The 16686-nt window shown below is 38.1% G+C and carries 12 protein-coding genes; all 12 read left to right on the top strand.

What is annotated here, in order from left to right; genetic code table 11:
* Positions 1-268: MFS transporter (locus tag KFO40_RS19990; RefSeq protein ID WP_211146729.1), on the top strand; the 268-nt coding region annotated here is incomplete at its 5' end.
* A gap of 131 nt (positions 269-399) precedes the next feature.
* Positions 400-1575, top strand: coding sequence for an AGE family epimerase/isomerase (locus KFO40_RS19985; RefSeq protein ID WP_128858708.1), 1176 nt, complete (start codon positions 400-402; stop codon positions 1573-1575).
* A 31-nt stretch (positions 1576-1606) separates the two neighbouring features.
* Positions 1607-4729 carry a SusC/RagA family TonB-linked outer membrane protein gene (locus KFO40_RS19980; protein WP_151935922.1) on the top strand — a complete coding sequence of 1041 codons (3123 nt, stop codon included), beginning with the start codon at positions 1607-1609 and terminating at the stop codon, positions 4727-4729.
* A 14-nt stretch (positions 4730-4743) separates the two neighbouring features.
* On the top strand, positions 4744-6384 hold the full coding sequence (locus KFO40_RS19975; RefSeq protein WP_141409162.1) for a RagB/SusD family nutrient uptake outer membrane protein: 1641 nt from the start codon (positions 4744-4746) through the stop codon (positions 6382-6384).
* 21 nt (positions 6385-6405) lie between these two features.
* Positions 6406-6783 carry a hypothetical protein gene (locus KFO40_RS19970; RefSeq protein ID WP_128858665.1) on the top strand — a complete coding sequence of 126 codons (378 nt, stop codon included), beginning with the start codon at positions 6406-6408 and terminating at the stop codon, positions 6781-6783.
* A gap of 13 nt (positions 6784-6796) precedes the next feature.
* The gene (locus KFO40_RS19965; RefSeq protein ID WP_128858664.1) at positions 6797-8095 is read left to right on the top strand and encodes a DUF5018 domain-containing protein; all 1299 of its coding nucleotides are present in this window, start codon (positions 6797-6799) and stop codon (positions 8093-8095) included.
* Positions 8096-8127: 32 nt separating this feature from the next.
* On the top strand, positions 8128-9372 hold the full coding sequence (locus tag KFO40_RS19960; protein ID WP_141409161.1) for an alpha amylase family protein: 1245 nt from the start codon (positions 8128-8130) through the stop codon (positions 9370-9372).
* A gap of 33 nt (positions 9373-9405) precedes the next feature.
* Complete coding sequence (locus KFO40_RS19955) at positions 9406-10389, top strand: phosphodiester glycosidase family protein (RefSeq protein WP_192498821.1); 984 nt, start codon at positions 9406-9408, stop codon at positions 10387-10389.
* A 116-nt stretch (positions 10390-10505) separates the two neighbouring features.
* The gene (locus KFO40_RS19950) at positions 10506-11804 is read left to right on the top strand and encodes a family 10 glycosylhydrolase (protein WP_128858662.1); all 1299 of its coding nucleotides are present in this window, start codon (positions 10506-10508) and stop codon (positions 11802-11804) included.
* A 33-nt stretch (positions 11805-11837) separates the two neighbouring features.
* Positions 11838-13811 carry a glycoside hydrolase family 97 protein gene (locus tag KFO40_RS19945; protein ID WP_128858661.1) on the top strand — a complete coding sequence of 658 codons (1974 nt, stop codon included), beginning with the start codon at positions 11838-11840 and terminating at the stop codon, positions 13809-13811.
* Between the two features lie 12 nt (positions 13812-13823).
* The gene (locus KFO40_RS19940) at positions 13824-15212 is read left to right on the top strand and encodes an SGNH/GDSL hydrolase family protein (RefSeq protein WP_004307213.1); all 1389 of its coding nucleotides are present in this window, start codon (positions 13824-13826) and stop codon (positions 15210-15212) included.
* Positions 15209-16681, top strand: coding sequence for a calcineurin-like phosphoesterase C-terminal domain-containing protein (locus KFO40_RS19935; protein ID WP_141409159.1), 1473 nt, complete (start codon positions 15209-15211; stop codon positions 16679-16681). The genes KFO40_RS19940 and KFO40_RS19935 overlap by 4 nt, the downstream gene beginning before the upstream one ends.
* The last annotated feature ends 5 nt before the right edge of the window (positions 16682-16686 follow it).

Raw genomic sequence — 16686 nt, 5'->3', positions numbered from 1 at the left:
CGCCGTGGTGTTCGTACTTCTCTCGGAGATGTATCCCACCAAGGTTCGCGGACTGGCCATGTCGATAGCAGGATTCGCTCTGTGGATCGGAACGTACCTGATCGGACAGTTAACCCCCTGGATGCTCCAGAACCTTACCCCCGCCGGAACATTCTTCCTGTTTGCCGTTATGTGCGTACCGTATATGCTAATTGTCTGGAAACTCGTGCCGGAGACCACCGGGAAGTCGCTGGAGGAGATTGAAAGATACTGGACCCGTTCGGAATAAATATAAAACAGACCTTAATAACAATAAACTAACATTTTATAAATATGGATAGTAAGAATAACATTGGTCATTCAGCAGACATCTCTTTAACCGCTGAATTACCTATAACAATCTATAATGGAAATACGATTATGGATTTCAAGAAACTGGCAAGTCTGTACAAAGATGAGCTTCTGGACAACGTCCTTCCTTTCTGGCTTGAACATTCACAAGACCATGAGTATGGTGGTTACTTCACCTGTCTGGACCGTGAAGGAAAAGTATTCGATACGGATAAGTTTATTTGGCTGCAAAGTCGTGAGGTATGGATGTTCTCCATGCTTTACAATAAAGTGGAAAATCGCCAAGAATGGTTGGACTGCGCCATTCAGGGTGGCGAATTCCTAAAAAAATATGGACATGACGGCGATTATAACTGGTATTTTTCCCTTGACCGTTCGGGTAGACCATTGGTAGAACCGTACAATATCTTTTCATATACATTTGCCACCATGGCTTTCGGTCAGTTAAGCCTGGCCACTGGTAATCAGGAATATGCAGACATCGCCAGAAAAACCTTCGATATCATCCTGTCTAAAGTGAATAATCCGAAAGGCAAATGGAACAAACTTCATCCGGGAACTCGTAATCTGAAGAACTTTGCCCTGCCAATGATCCTCTGCAACCTGGCTTTGGAGATAGAGCATTTATTGGATGAGAACTATCTGCGGGAAACAATGGAAACTTGCATCCACGAAGTAATGGAAGTTTTTTACCGTCCTGAACTCGGAGGTATCATTGTTGAAAATGTAGATATAGACGGTAGTCTGGTTGACTGCTTTGAAGGTCGTCAGGTAACTCCGGGCCATGCCATTGAAGCGATGTGGTTTATCATGGATCTGGGCAAACGTCTGAACCGTCCGGAATTGATAGAGAAAGCCAAAGAGACCACCCTTACAATACTTAATTATGGCTGGGACAAGAAATACGGAGGTGTCTATTATTTCATGGACCGTAACGGTTGTCCACCTCAACAATTGGAATGGGATCAGAAACTTTGGTGGGTGCATATCGAAACGCTTATTTCCCTGCTGAAAGGTTATCAGTTAACGGGAGACAAACGGTGTCTGGAATGGTTTGAAAAAGTACATGACTACACTTGGGAGCATTTCAAAGATAAAGAATATCCCGAATGGTATGGATACCTGAACCGAAGAGGAGAAGTATTGCTCCCACTCAAAGGAGGAAAATGGAAAGGATGTTTCCATGTGCCAAGAGGGCTGTTTCAGTGCTGGAAAACATTAGAAGACTTGATGAATTATAAATAACTATCTTGTTTTATTAACATTAATATTTAATATGGAGAAACAAATCACATGGAGTATAAGGTTTATAGCCTTATTCATCTGTTCGCTTTCTTTTTTAAACGCTCATGCTCAAAAAAACACGAACGTGAAAGGGACAGTGTATGACTCAAACAATGAACCGCTTGTCGGTGCTACTGTTAGTGTAAAAGGGAATTTGTCCAATGGTACTATTACCAATATTGACGGGCAGTTTAACTTAAATGTACAAGACTTAAAATCAACTTTAGTCGTTTCATTTGTTGGATATCAGACTCAAGAAGTTGCTTTACAGGGTCGTTCAGAAATTACTATCAGATTACAAGAAGATGCAAAAGCATTGGATGAAGTTGTGGTAGTTGGGTATGGAACTCAAAAAAAGAAGTTCTTAATAGGTTCTGTTTCTCAAGTAGGCTCTAAAGAGTTGATGATGGCTCCTCAAGCCAACCTATCCAATATGATGACAGGTAAATTACCGGGAGTAACAAGTGTTCAACGTTCCGGTCTTCCCGGAAACGATCAAACATCTATCAACATTCGCGGTTTAGGTACTTTTTTAGATTCAAGTCCCCTCATATTAGTGGATGGTGTTGAACGTATGTTGAATACAGTAAATCCGAATGATGTAGAAAACATATCTATTCTAAAAGATGCCGCCACAGCATCTGTTTATGGTTTGGCAGCGGCAAATGGAGTAATCTTGGTAACAACCAAGAAAGGTACTGAAGGTAAAGTTACGCTTTCATATGACGGTTCTGTAACTTTCCAAAAAAACACAGCTATGCCTGAAATGTTAAATGGTCCTGACTATATCTATTGGTATAATAAAGCTAGTGAACTTGATGGTAATGGTCCGTATTACGGAGCTGATATTCAGACGAAAGTAGCTAATAACTATGATCCGGAAGGTAAATATGGAAGTACAAAATGGACGAAAGAAGTTTTTAAGAATTATGGCTTCACACATCAACATAATATTTCGGCTTCTGGTGGTAACAAAAACATCCGCTTCTTTACTAGTATAGGTATGTTGGATCAATCTGGTATCATCGAAAATGTGAATTATGATCGTTACAATGTTCGTTCTAATGTAGAAGGTAATATCACCAAGGATTTAACGTTCGAACTTAATATCTCCGGCTTCTATGAAGAAAAGAATTGGCCTGGAATTAGTACAAGTGCACAAGCTGAACAAAATCCAATCCAGCAGGCTGTTTATGCAGCTCCTATTATCCCTATTTATTATCAAGGAGAATACACTGCTTGGATTGGTCCTGGTAGTTCCACCACACAAAGTCCCCTTGCTACATTGAGAAATAGTGGATTCCAGAAAAATCAAAGACATGAGTTTGATGGTACAATGAAAGTTAGTTATGCTTTCCCATGGGTGAAAGGGCTGAAAGCTTCTTTGGGCTTAGTTTACGATACTAGCTATACAGAAGATAATGGTTTTTTAGTAGGATATAACGTCAATGCATACAGTGCAGATTCAAAATCATATAATTTAATGCGTGCATCTTCTACAAGTGAGAAAGGTAATTATACAAAATCGGCCTCTTCTTTCAGAAGATTTATGGTCCGCCCAACTGTTGAATATGCAAATACTTTTGGCAAGCATGCAGTTTCTGCTTTATTCTTATATGAACAGACACAACTGAAAGGTTCTACAATGACAGGAAAGATGGGCGGTTATAACTTCAATGATCCGGTTGACCTTTCATTAGGTACTGAATTTATATCCAATCCTACAGGTAGCCACAGCGATAAAGCTACCATTGGTTATGTAGGACGTTTCAATTATATTTTTGATAAAAGATACCTTGCAGAATTTGCTTTCCGTGTAGATGGATCCTATAAATTCGCTAAAGATAAAAGATGGGGCTTCTTCCCTTCTGTATCTCTTGGATGGGTAATCTCTGAAGAAAACTTTATAAAAAATAACATCTCTTCTATCAACTTACTAAAGCTTCGCGTTTCTGTTGGTGAATTAGGTAGTGATAATACAGATGCTTTTTTGCATAGAAGTATTTTTAAGGTAGAGAAGAATGCGTATATATTCGGAGGAGTTCCTTATGCGGGATTAGGTGCATCCAACTCTATTACTTCCAGCTTAACCTGGTCTACCACCCGCAGTTACAATATTGGTGCTGACCTGACAATGTGGAATGGATTACTAGGAGTAGAATTCGATTTATTTTATAAGTTAACAAAAGACATACAAGAAAGCCGGAGCGGTGGTTTCCCTCCTTCACTAGGTGGAAATTATGCTCAAAAAGGAAATACTGGCAAGATCGATAATCGCGGTTTTGAGTTGGTGTTGAAGCATCAGAACCATATTAATGACTTCTATTATAACATAACCGGTAGTGTGGCATGGGCTAGAAATAAAGTTTTATCGCGAATAGAGAGTGAAAGTACTCCTTGGTACCGGACTAACATAGGTGAACCTTTAGGACAAATTTATGGCTATAAAGCTATAGGATTATATCAAACACAAGAGCAATTGGATAACCGTCCTTTCGTTGGCAATGGAGTTCAACGTTTTGGTGATATCATGTATGAAGATATTAATGGAGATGGTAAAATTACACAGGATGGAGACAGAGTTAAAATAGGTCACAGTACTTTACCAGAGCTAAACTACTCTCTGTCTATGGATTTCAATTGGAAAGGCTTTAACTTGAGTGCGTTATGGCAAGGAGCCGCTATTGTAAGTTATACACTGAATGGTACTTATAGCCATGGTTCAATGGATAATACAGTTTATACACGACCATTCTACTCTGGAGGTAATGCTCCTTATTATCTGGTAGAAGATTCATGGACACCGGAGAATGTTAATGCCCGTTATCCCAGATTAAGTGCCATTCATAATGGAAACAATGCATATACCTCTTCCTGGTGGTTGGTAAATGGTAATTTCCTACGTTTGAAGAACTTGCAGTTTGGTTACACCATTCCTAAAAAAATACTTGCTAAAGCCAATATCGGATTATCCAACGTTCGTGTATACGTAGCAGGTACTAATCTGTTTACTTTTACGGAGTTCAAATATTGCGATCCTGAAATGGCTATTATAAATAATGGTTATTACCCCCAACAAAAGAATTATAGTGTTGGACTAAATATCACATTCTAATTAAATCAATAATTATGAAAATAAAAAGATTATATCTATTAGGGATAGGACTGATGTTTACGTCACAGTTTCTAACCTCATGCCATGATTTGTTGGAGAAAGATCCCACAGACTCATATTCAGAAACAGTAGCCTGGAGTTCGGAATCTTCTTTAGATATGTATGTGACTTACTTATATAAGCCTCTTAATGGCTTATCCAACTTTTCTTCTTTATCCTTAACTGATGGATATACAGATTTAGTAAAGTATGGGAATGGAGTTCCACAGACATGGAGTGCTCATAATAAGATTCTGTTACAGCAAAATACAATAACATCAGATAACAACCCGATGTCATCATGGGGACTTTATACTGATATATTTAGAGAAAATGTATTTCTACGTGATGCTGGTATTTATGGAAATAAATTTAGTGAAGATTTTCTCAATATTCGTATTGCCGAAATTCGTTTTATCCGGGCTGTGAATTATGCACGTATGATTAGAATTTTCGGAGGTGTTATACTTCGTGATGAAACCAATGGAGTCGATTCAGAAGGGCAAAAAGATAAAGCGAGAGCAACTGAAGCTGAATCGTGGGATTTTGTTCTGAAAGATTTAGAATTTGCGGCAAGACATCTTCCGAAAGAATGGGATAGTAAATGGGATGGACGTCTAACTAAAGGAGCTGCATATGCTTATATGTGTCGTACAGCACTTTTCGCAAAACGTTGGGATGTTGCTATTACCGCAGCTGATGAGATTAAAAAGCTCAATAAGTATGACTTAATGGACAATTATGAAGATGTATTCAAAGTGGCAGGCAATAAAGAAATTATTTTCTCTATAGCATATAAGATACCAGATATGCCTCATTATTTTGATCGTTACTTTGCTCCTGACGGTAAACAGGGAATAAGAAGAGCTGTCCCGACGAGTGAATTAGTCGATTCTTATGATATGGCCGACGGAACTCCTTTCTCATGGAGTGGCTCTATGGCTAATGATCCTTATGTAGGTCGCGAACCTCGTTTCTATGCATCTATTATATACAATGGAGCTACCTGGAAAGAAAAGAAAATCTATACTTATGTGGATGCTGAAAATGGTTTCGCTGCTTATAGAGATAACATGAATCCGGGAGAAAAACAAACAGTTACCGGATACTTTATCAGAAAATATCTACAAGAAAACAATGCTGATTTTGATGACAAAGGAAGCGATCAATTTTGGATTGAAATGCGCTATGCGGAGGTTTTGTTAAATCTGGCCGAAGCCTTGGCAGAACAGGATTATAGCAAAAATCAGGATGATGCTTTAGAAGCTCTCAACGAAGTCAGAGAACGTGTTAATTTACCCAAACGCACTACAGAGGAAGCTCCGGATAAAGATTCATTTATGAAACTATTACGTAAAGAGCGTATCTGTGAATTAGCGTTTGAAGGATTCCGTTATTGGGATTTACGCAGATGGCGTTTGGCAGGAGAAGTCATTGATGGTAAGCAGGCACATGGGACAAAAATCACCAAAAAAGACGACAATACTTATACCTATGAACAAGTGTCATGTGATGACAATATAAACCGCTTCTTCCCAGAACGCTATTACTTACTGCCTATTCCTGTAGATGAATTACAGAATAATCCGTTATGTGAGAATAATGCTCCTTGGTAATATTAAAAGATTATTATAGTTATGAAAAATTTCAAAGTAATTACATACATCATATTAATGATAACATTTAGCTTTTCCTTTTCTTCTTGTGAAAAGCATGATGATATCCATTATCACTCTGATTGTAATATTGTATCTATTATGGTTCGTGCTAATTCTCCGGAAGATGGTACTACTTACGATGGAGTCATATCAGAGAATGGAAATATAACTTTCGAACTCCCGGCAAAAGTAAAATTGAGTGAATTGTATGTAACGGCAAATTTGCCTGTAGCAGCGTTTGCTTATCCTTCATTGACGGGTGCTAAAGATTTATCTACTCCATTTAAACTAACTATTGTAGCAGGTGATGGAACGCAAAAAGAATATACTCTGGTTGCCAAACACCCGAATAACTAAAAAAGTAGATGTCATGAAAATAAAATATCATAATTGGCTTCAAGTTGCTATAATGGCAACAATGGTTGCATTTTCCGCATGCTCGGACGATCCTACATTATACTCTGATACTGATATAACCGGATTCAAAGTAAGATTGGGGGAGGGAAATTATAAACAAGGTACCATTAAGGATGGTAATATAATTGAATTCAAGATTACTCCAGACTTAGATTTAAGCAAACTAAATGGAATTACTTGTTCGTTCTTTATTTCTCCATATGCAACAGTTACTCCTACCCCTGATGTACCTCAAGATTTTTCAAAAGATGTACATTATACAGTGAAGGCGCAAGATGGCACAACCACTGACTGGACCGTGAAATGGACTTATGGCGGAAAATTAAACGATGGAGAAGGTTTTGAATATTTCTTCAAGAAATGGGAAATTAGTGTACCTACCCCATCTAACAAAGACAAAGATGGTTTTGGTGCAGTGTTTGGTAATTATATAATAGATACCCAGTTTAACTTCTATGATAAATATACAGGGCAGAAAGTTGATAAAACGTTAAACGTGACAGGAATAGACGCTTCTTTATGCCAGTTAGTAAATGATGATGCCGGTAATCTGATAGGTGTAGTAAAGAATGTAGGATTATACAGATGGACTACTGTTGAAGGAGCTCCTCAAAAAGTTGCTAATGTAACTCCCGGAGCAAATAAAGTTTCTGCAACCGGTGATATTGATAAAGTGGGATATGTCTATGATTCTAAACCAGATGGTGTAGGTACACATGCTGTTTACAAATTTGAAAACGGTTCATATACAAGCACTTTATCCTTAGTTACCGGCCGTCCAAGCAATGATAGTAACTGGCGACAGATTGTAGCTGTACTCGGAGTGTCAGATAACCCACCATTTTATGTTATAGACGCAGTGAATGCCGGAGGTGTAATGGGACCGGAAATCGGTTACAAAGCAAATACGGCAGGGGCATTTAACAACATCACAGGTCCATATATTGATATGTGGAATAAGAAAGGATATGCTGGCTGGGGTAATCATGTGCTTATTTCCGGTAGAGGAATTCCATTCAATGGCAGATGGTATGGTTCAACTATTACTTGTGGTTGGGGCTGGGTTGGACTACACTTGTTAGATCCATCCAATAATAACTCATTACCCATCACTGAAACAATCGAGCCTTGGACTACCAACTCCTGTATCTGGACTACTTGTTCACCAAGTGATGATGGGGAATCATTATACCTCTATTACGGTTATGGTGTAGGTATTCGTTGTTATGAACTTACCAAATACGAAAAATAGACATAATACTCCTAATTATATAGAATTGAAATATGTTGAATAAAAGCATTATATCGTTTTTTCTATTGTTATTTGCTACCTGTTCCTTTGCCGGGAACAGGGGCAAAGAACAACCTAAATACCTTTGGTTTGATGCAGAAGCCAATTTTGAGCGTTTTGCTTCTAAAGATTCTATTTCTTACTATCTGGAAAAAGCTAAATCTGTAGGCTTCAATCAAGTAGTAGTAGACGTCAAACCTATATATGGGGAAGTACTATATAAAAGTAAAATTCTCCCTCCGCTTACAACAGTAAATGGCAAGGTGATTCATCGAGATTGGGATTACCTGCAGTATTTTATCAGTGAAGCTCGTCGGTTAGGATTAAAGGTTACAGTTTCTACTGCAATGTTTCCCTCCGGACATCCTGCTACTCGTGAAGGCTTAGTCTATGATGAGCCACGTTGGGATGGAAAAACATGCTTGGAGTACACACCCGGCGGAAAGATGCTTGACATCAGGGAGGATAAGAAAAAGGTAGGAGCTTTCTTGAATCCGGTTCGTAAGGATGTTCGCAAATTTGCTTTGAGTATTGTTCGTGAAATAGTGAAAAACTATGATGTGGATGCTTATGCATTAGATTATTGCCGATATCCCGGAGATGGCAGCGACTTCTCTATTGATAGTCAGAAAGCTTTTGAACGCTACCTGGGCAAGAAAATTCAGAACTTTCCAGATGATATTTTCACATGGAATACAGATGGAACGAAAAAACCAGGCATCTATTATAAAGAATGGTGGGCATTTCGGGCTAATGTTATTACAAGCTTTGTGAAAGAAGTACGTAAAGAAATTCATTCCATTAATAAGAAAGTAGAACTAGAGTATTGGGCTGCTTCCTGGATTCATGGTATTTATGGACAAGGACAAAATTGGGCTAGTCCAAAATCTGATTTCTCATTAAATTATCCATGGGGATCGGAAGCTTATAATGAATCAGGATTTGCACCTTATCTGGATACTTTCTTATGTGGAACGTACTTGGAGCGTATTTACGGAATGAATGATCCGGAATCTATAGAGTATGGCATTGACCGTGCACAGAGGTTGGTTGGTAATGATTGCAAAGTATTTGGGACGATATACGCTTTAAATCATAAAGCCAATATAGCGGATGCTGTTAGTCTTTGTCTTGAAAAATCGGAAGGTTTGATGGTGTTCGACATAGTACAGGTTATTGAGATGAATCTATGGGATGGTATCCGAAAAGGCATAGAACGTGCGGAAGCACAAAAATAAAAAATAAACATTTACGATTAAATCAATATGATAATGAAAAATATATCAAAATATTGGCTTCTTTTCATGATTGCCGCTATGTCAGCGACAAGTTGTTCAGATGATGATAATGAAAAGGTAGTAATGCCGGATCCTGATCCGACAACATTAGGTTGGGTTAAACAGGCAACAGAGTTTGGCACGTTACCTGAGTACATAAGTGTATATAAATCTCCAACAGAATTGGAAGGTATGAAAGCTATTGCTTTTATTGCTGTTGCAGATATGTCAAAAGCTAATTTTGCAACTATAGGAGATCAGATATATTCTAAGACTCCCAATCAAATTTGGCAAGCAGAACAACAAAAATATCCGATAATTATGAATGGCGGATATTTTGTTATGGGAGCTGGAAAGTCTGTTAGTCTGCTATGTCGTGAAGGAGAGGTATTAGCAGTAAATTCACAGGAAGAGATACGCTCTCAAAAAAGTTATTACCCGACACGAGGTATCTTTCAGTTGTCAAAAAATGGTAGTTTCTCCACAGATTGGGCTTATACAACAGCTGATGGCGTGACATATACCTATGAAGAACCTTCTCCTAATAAATCCGGTTATGAACCTCAACCTATACCTTCAGCTTATTTTCCGGCTAGAGGCGTAAAACTAAATGCGGAAACAGCTATTGGAGGAGGTCCGATCTTGTTGAAAGACGGAAATGTGAGAAATACTTTTACTGAAGAGCTTTTTGATGAAGAAAGTGGAGTTGCTCCTGAAAATTATCATCCAAGAACAGCTATTGGAGTAACAGCCAATAATAAGGTGGTATTTTTCGTTTGCGAAGGTCGTAGTGTGACGGAGGGTGTAAAGGGTATGAATATGGCTATGATAGCTAATGTTTTGAAAAGCTTGGGTTGTGTAGATGCGATGAATCTTGATGGTGGTGGTTCAACTTGTATGTTGGTCAACGGACAACCGGTGATAAAACCAAGTGCAGGTGCCCAACGTGCTATAACTACGGCAGTAGCTTTAAAATAACGGTCGAAAGATCTTTAGGATAACAAATTTATTTTATTTAGCTTTCTTATTATTCTCGGTTTCAGGCTGTATTTTTTTAATGTCAGCCTGAAATCGGGAAATAAAAACAATAAAGTATGAAATTCATTCCAAGCATTTTATTATTCTTTTTTCTTCTATCATTTAGTAGTTGTTCCACAAAGACTGTAGAACCAGAACTTCCTGATGCAAATCCTCCCGCTCCTGTTATTCCGGAAGAACCGATTCCTGAAAAAGAAAAAATGCTTTGGTTTGATGCAGAAGCTAATTTTGAACGTTTCTCAAAGAAAGAGAACATCACCTATTATCTTGATCTTGCCAAATCAACAGGTTTTAATAAAATTGTAGTTGATGTCCGTCCTGTACAAGGGGATGCCCTGTTTAAAAGTTCTTATTTAACCCCATTGACTGATCTTGCCGGTATACATATTGAAAGAGATTGGGATTATCTTCAATTTTTTATTGATGAGGCCCATAAACGTGAACTTAAAGTTACAGTATCCACCACCATATTTACAGCAGGCCTGCCTTCTTCTAAAAATGGGATGGCATATCGTGATGATACATGGAATGGAAAAACTTGTCTGGAATACACCAAAGATCAAGGGTTGATAGATATAAAGAACGATAAAACGAAAGTTTCCGCCTTTTTGAATCCTGTTTTACCGGAAGTACAAGACTTTTGTTTGAATTTCATAAAAGAATTAGTTACAAATTACGATTTTGATGGCTTTGCTTTAGACTATTGTCGTTATCCGGGAGATGAAAGTGACTTTTCGGAGATTACAAAAGTAACTTTTGAACAATACATTGGAAAACAACTGGATCGATTCCCGGATGATATTTTCACTTGGAATACGGATGGGACTAAGCGTACAGGGGCTTATTATAAAAAATGGTGGGAATTCCGTTCTATGGTTGTACGTAATTTTGTAGAACGGGTACGTACAGAAATTAAAAATATTAAACCGGATATTCAATTAGAATATTGGGCCGCCTCATGGATTCATGCCATTTATGGGCAAGGACAAAATTGGGCATCCACCGAATATGATTTCTCAAAAGAATACAGTTGGGCTTCATCTGAATATAAAAATGCAGGTTTTGCCGGATTATTGGATACTTTTCTATGTGGAACTTATTTAACCAAAATATTTGGATTAAATGATCCCGAATCAATAGAATATGGTATAGCGCGTGCACAACGCATTATTCATGGTGCATGTAAAGTCTATGGAACTTTGTATGCTTTAAATCACAAGGACAATATAGCAGATGCTGTTTATGTCTGTCTTTCCCAATCCGAAGGATTAATGGTGTTTGACATTGTACAAGTAATAGAATTCAATCAATGGGCAGCTATTAAAGAAGGAATTCAACGAGCAGAGAGTCTTTAAATAGAGAACATTCAATAAAATATAATATATAAAATGAAACGAGTACTTATACTATTACACATTATTTTATGCACATGCATAATGACTCAAGCCAAAAACTACACAGTAAATTCACCGGATGGAAAAATCAAAGTGACTGTTACAGCCGGTAAACAATTGAGCTGGAGCATTGATTACAACGGGGAGCGTATACTAAATCCCAGTCTGATGCAGATGAATATCGCAGGACAGATTGAACAACCAGGAGTGAATCCGAAAGTAATAAAGGCTAAAACAGTCAAAGTAAATTCGGAGCAAACCGCTGTTGTTCCACTTAAACAAAAAATCATCAGAGACCAATATAATCAGTTAACCCTGACTTGCAAGGGCAATTACGCAATAGTCTTCAGGGTATACAACAATGGAGCTGCCTATCGTTTTGAGACTTCGCTACAACAACCAAAAGTTATCATTAATAATGAAACTGTTGAGCAAAACTGGACAGATGGTTGCAAAGTATATTGGCCTAGAGAAAAGAATCAGGAATACATTACACATTGTGAAGCCATTTTTGATGAATTAAACATTGCCTCTCTGACTAAAGAAATGAAAGGTTATCTACCCATTTATCTTTCTACTCCTAAAGGAACAAAAGTTGTCATCATGGAATCCGATCTTCTCGATTATCCTAATCTATTCCTGACTGGTGATCGCAATAACACACTCTCTGGCGAGTTTCCTCCTGTAGTTTTAAAAAGTGCATTAAAGGAAGATGCCGACCGTGATGAAGTATTATTAGAGAAAGCTTCTTACATTGCCGAAACTGAAGGAACAAGAACCTTCCCTTGGCGTGTGTTAATGATTAACGAGGATGACAAAGCAGTGATTGAAAACAACTTAGTATATCAATTAGCCTCTCCATCTGTCACTCAAGATACAGAATGGATTAAACCCGGAAAGATCTCTTGGGATTGGTGGAGTACACTCAATGTATATGGAGTAGATTTTAAGGCAGGTGTGAATACTGATACTTATAAATATTTCATTGATTTCGCTTCAAAATACGGAATTGAATATATTTTATTAGATGAAGGATGGTCAGCCGGGACTTGGAATATTAAAGAGGCAATCCCCGAACTTAATATCCCGGAACTTGTACGATATGGAAAGGAAAGAAACGTTGGCCTTGTATTATGGACTTTGTGGAACCCGCTGGATAAAGATTTGGAAGGAATTCTGGATATTTATGAAAAATGGGGAATCAAAGGTATAAAAGTCGATTTTATGCAACGTTCGGATCAATATATAGTTAATTTCTACGAGCGTGTAGGAAAAGCGGCTATGGACCGTAAATTACTCGTTGATTTTCATGGTTCTTTCAAACCTTCCGGCTTACAAAAGAGATACCCCAATGTGATGACTTTTGAAGGTGTACTGGGATTAGAGCACGATAAAGATTCAAGAGATATTAATCCGGTACATGACCTGATACTTCCATTCACTAGAATGGTAGCCGGTCCGATGGATTATACGCCTGGTGCAGTAAACAATGCGACAGCAGAAGATTTTTACATCAATTTCGTGCATCCGATCAGTTTAGGTACGCGTGCCCATCAAGCAGCCTTATATGTAGTGTATGAAAGCTCGTTACAAATGTTAGCAGATTCTCCTTCAAACTATTATAAAGCTCCTGAATTTGCTTCCTTTATCTCCCGTATACCTACCACTTGGGACGATACCAAAGCGATAACAGCCAAAATCGGAGAACAATTGGTGATTGCTCGTAAAAATGGGAAGAATTGGTATTTGGCAGGCCTGACAGACTGGAATGCCCGCAGCATTGAAGTAAAACTGAACTTTCTTGAGGCAGACAAATATAAAATGGAAGTTTTCAAAGATGGTGTGAATGCAGATGTTTATGCATCGGATTTTAAAACAGAAGAGGTAATAGTTTCAAAAGGTGATTCGATCAATGTCACAATGGCCAAAGGCGGTGGTTGGGCAGCAATTCTGACTCCTATTGAATAAAAAGATTGAGCAATGAAAAAAATACTATTCATATTATATACCTGTTGCATTTTATTGTTTCCCGTAAGTGCACAGCAAATTCCATCATTTAAAGCCAATGACAGAATTGTCTTTCTTGGAAATAGTATAACGGAAGGAGGCCATTATCATTCTTATATATGGCTGTATTATATGACGCATTTCCCCGAATTGCCTCTTCGTATTTATAATGGAGGAATTGGTGGCGATTGTGCAAGCCACATGGTTTTTCGTTTCGATTCAGATATTAAAATTAAAAAGCCAACTTATCTGGTTTGTTCCTTCGGAATGAATGATTCCGGATATGACGGATATAATAAGCCCGGATATGATAAGTACGCGAATAAACAGGTAGAATACGCTAACACAGAGTTTGGAAAACTACAACAGCAGATTCTTGCAGACAAGAAAATAAAAAACGTAGTACTTTTGGGTTCTTCTCCTTATGATGAGAATGTGAAATTGGAAGGAGTGGAAACTTTACATGGAAAGAATGAGACGATCAAAAGAATTATTGAAATGCAAGCAGAAGTTGCCCAAAAGCGAGGATGGGGATTTGTCAATTTCAATACAGTGATGTGTGAGCTGAATAAGGAGATTCAGCAGTCTGATTCTACAGCTACTTTCTGTGGAGGTGACAGAATTCATCCGGATAAAGACGGTCACATGGTAATGGCATATTTGTTCTTAAAAGCACAGGGACTTGCAGGGAAAGAAGTCGCTTATTTTCATATCAATGCAACTAACAGGAAAGCAATGGAAGAGAGAAATTGTCGAATAACTCATATAAAGAACGAAAATGACACAATATCTTTCAGCTATTTATCCCGTTCTTTGCCCTTTCCTGTCGACACTATTCCTCGTTGGGGAACAAAAGGTACAGCCCGGGATGCTGTCAGACAAGTTCCCTTTATGCAGGAAATGAATCAGGAAATAATGAAAGTGACCGATTTGCATGGCAATTTCCGAGTGACTATTGATGGAACAGAAATAGGACGCTGGGACGGCAATGAATTGAGTAAAGGAATTAATCTGGCTGAAATAACATGCACGCCCCAATACCAACAGAGCCTGTCTATCATGTATCTGAATGAGGAAAGATGTGCTATAGAAAAACGTTTACGACAGTATATGGCTATGCAGTATGTCTTTTTTAAGCATAGAGGATTACTTTTCGCAGATAATAAAGCTGCTCTTGATGCTGCCAAAGCGGAGCGAGAAAGTCACTATTTAGTGAAGTATTTATATACCAATTATACCCAAGCCATGTTTCCACAGATACGTGAAGCCTGGCAAGCTGAAATAGACCAGTTGATAACTCAAATATATAAAATAAACAAGCCTCTCACACGTTTGATTAAAATAGAAAGGATTAAAGAATGAAATTAAGACTATTATTGCTTTTAAGCTTGTTCCAATGGAGTTTTTCCTGTTTCAGTGTGCAGGCAATCACTACTCCCGTGGTCTATTATGGGAAAGTACTGTCCGGAGGTAAGGGAATTGCTAATGTACCTGTTACAGATGGTACACAAATTGTCCTTACGGATGACAAGGGACAATATTCCATATCAAGTACCTCTAATGCAGAATACATTTACATCACCCTTCCTGATGGCTATAATATTCCGATGAAAGGTAAAGTTCCTGCGTTCTTTCAAAAAGTACCTGCTCAACCTTCAAAAAAAGTGCATATTGATTTTGAACTGACACCATCATCTACTGACAACAAAAAGCACGTTTTGGTGGTATGGGCTGACCCACAAGTTTATTTCGATGAAGAAATGCCACAAGTACAGCAGGCTTCAAAAGATGTAAAAGAACTGTTGGCAACTAATTATCAGGGGATTCCTGCCTATGGAATAGTCTGTGGAGACATTATCGGTGACATCAATAAAAAGCCCAGTTACTTTACACCGATGATAGATGCAATAGCTGAAACGGAAATTCCCTTTTTCTATGTAATTGGAAATCATGATTTAGATTTAAACGTACGTTCTAATGAACATGCCCGTATTACTTACAAATCTTATTATGGTCCCACTTATTATTCATTTAATAGAGGAGATATACATTATGTTGTTCTTGATGATATTTTCTTTATTGCAAAAAGCTATTTATATGTTGGTTATCTCACCGAGCAGCAGCTTCAGTGGCTGGAACAGGATTTGAAACAAGTCACTCCAGGATCTACAGTAGTAGTTGCCATGCATATTCCTACATATTCAAGAGAAGCACGTCGGAAAGAATGGGGAAAAGAGTCTACTATGAAAGTCATGAACAACCGTTCTCATTTGTATGAGCTGCTAAAACCTTACAATACCCATATCATGTCGGGGCATGAGCACTATAATGAAAATTATGTTTTGGCAGACAATCTTTACGAACATGTACATGCTCCCTTGTCAACACTGTTTTGGCAAGCTCCCTGGGCTTGTGACGGAACTCCAGGCGGATATGCCGTTTACGAGTTTGACGGAGGTAAAGTCAATTGGTATTACAAATGTGTAGGAAAAGACAAAGATTATCAATTCGAGCTTTATCCGGTAGGTGCCAGTCGTAATAAAAAGGAGGCAGTTGTAGCAAATGTTTGGAATTACGATTCAACCTGGAAAGTGAAATGGTATGAAAATGGTATTGACAAGGGGGAAATGCCCCGTTTTTCCGGATACGATCCTGCTATTTATGAATACTGCGAGAAAAACAGTTCTACATTCAAACACAAGTATTTGGGAGCGGACATTACCGAACACTTGTTTTATGCGGTTCCTGAAACGAAGGATTCCGAAATAAGAGTAGAAGTTACAGATCATTGTGGTAATGTATATACCCGCAAAATGCAGCAATCTAAATAAGCAAA

The organism is Bacteroides sp. 1001302B_160321_D4, assembly GCF_015667765.1.
Classification (GTDB): domain Bacteria; phylum Bacteroidota; class Bacteroidia; order Bacteroidales; family Bacteroidaceae; genus Bacteroides; species Bacteroides xylanisolvens.
Note: the sequence above shows the minus strand (reverse complement) of the source record. Positions and strands in the feature narration are given on the sequence as shown.

Excerpts from the sequence above, each read along its gene's own strand:
- KFO40_RS19985 (WP_128858708.1), top strand. The coding sequence starts at position 400 with ATGGATTTCAAGAAACTGGCAAGTCTGTACAAAGATGAGCTTCTGGAC.
- KFO40_RS19980 (WP_151935922.1), top strand. The coding sequence starts at position 1,607 with ATGGAGAAACAAATCACATGGAGTATAAGGTTTATAGCCTTATTCATC.
- KFO40_RS19975 (WP_141409162.1), top strand. The coding sequence starts at position 4,744 with ATGAAAATAAAAAGATTATATCTATTAGGGATAGGACTGATGTTTACG.
- KFO40_RS19970 (WP_128858665.1), top strand. The coding sequence starts at position 6,406 with ATGAAAAATTTCAAAGTAATTACATACATCATATTAATGATAACATTT.
- KFO40_RS19965 (WP_128858664.1), top strand. The coding sequence starts at position 6,797 with ATGAAAATAAAATATCATAATTGGCTTCAAGTTGCTATAATGGCAACA.
- KFO40_RS19960 (WP_141409161.1), top strand. The coding sequence starts at position 8,128 with ATGTTGAATAAAAGCATTATATCGTTTTTTCTATTGTTATTTGCTACC.
- KFO40_RS19955 (WP_192498821.1), top strand. The coding sequence starts at position 9,406 with ATGAAAAATATATCAAAATATTGGCTTCTTTTCATGATTGCCGCTATG.
- KFO40_RS19950 (WP_128858662.1), top strand. The coding sequence starts at position 10,506 with ATGAAATTCATTCCAAGCATTTTATTATTCTTTTTTCTTCTATCATTT.
- KFO40_RS19945 (WP_128858661.1), top strand. The coding sequence starts at position 11,838 with ATGAAACGAGTACTTATACTATTACACATTATTTTATGCACATGCATA.
- KFO40_RS19940 (WP_004307213.1), top strand. The coding sequence starts at position 13,824 with ATGAAAAAAATACTATTCATATTATATACCTGTTGCATTTTATTGTTT.
- KFO40_RS19935 (WP_141409159.1), top strand. The coding sequence starts at position 15,209 with ATGAAATTAAGACTATTATTGCTTTTAAGCTTGTTCCAATGGAGTTTT.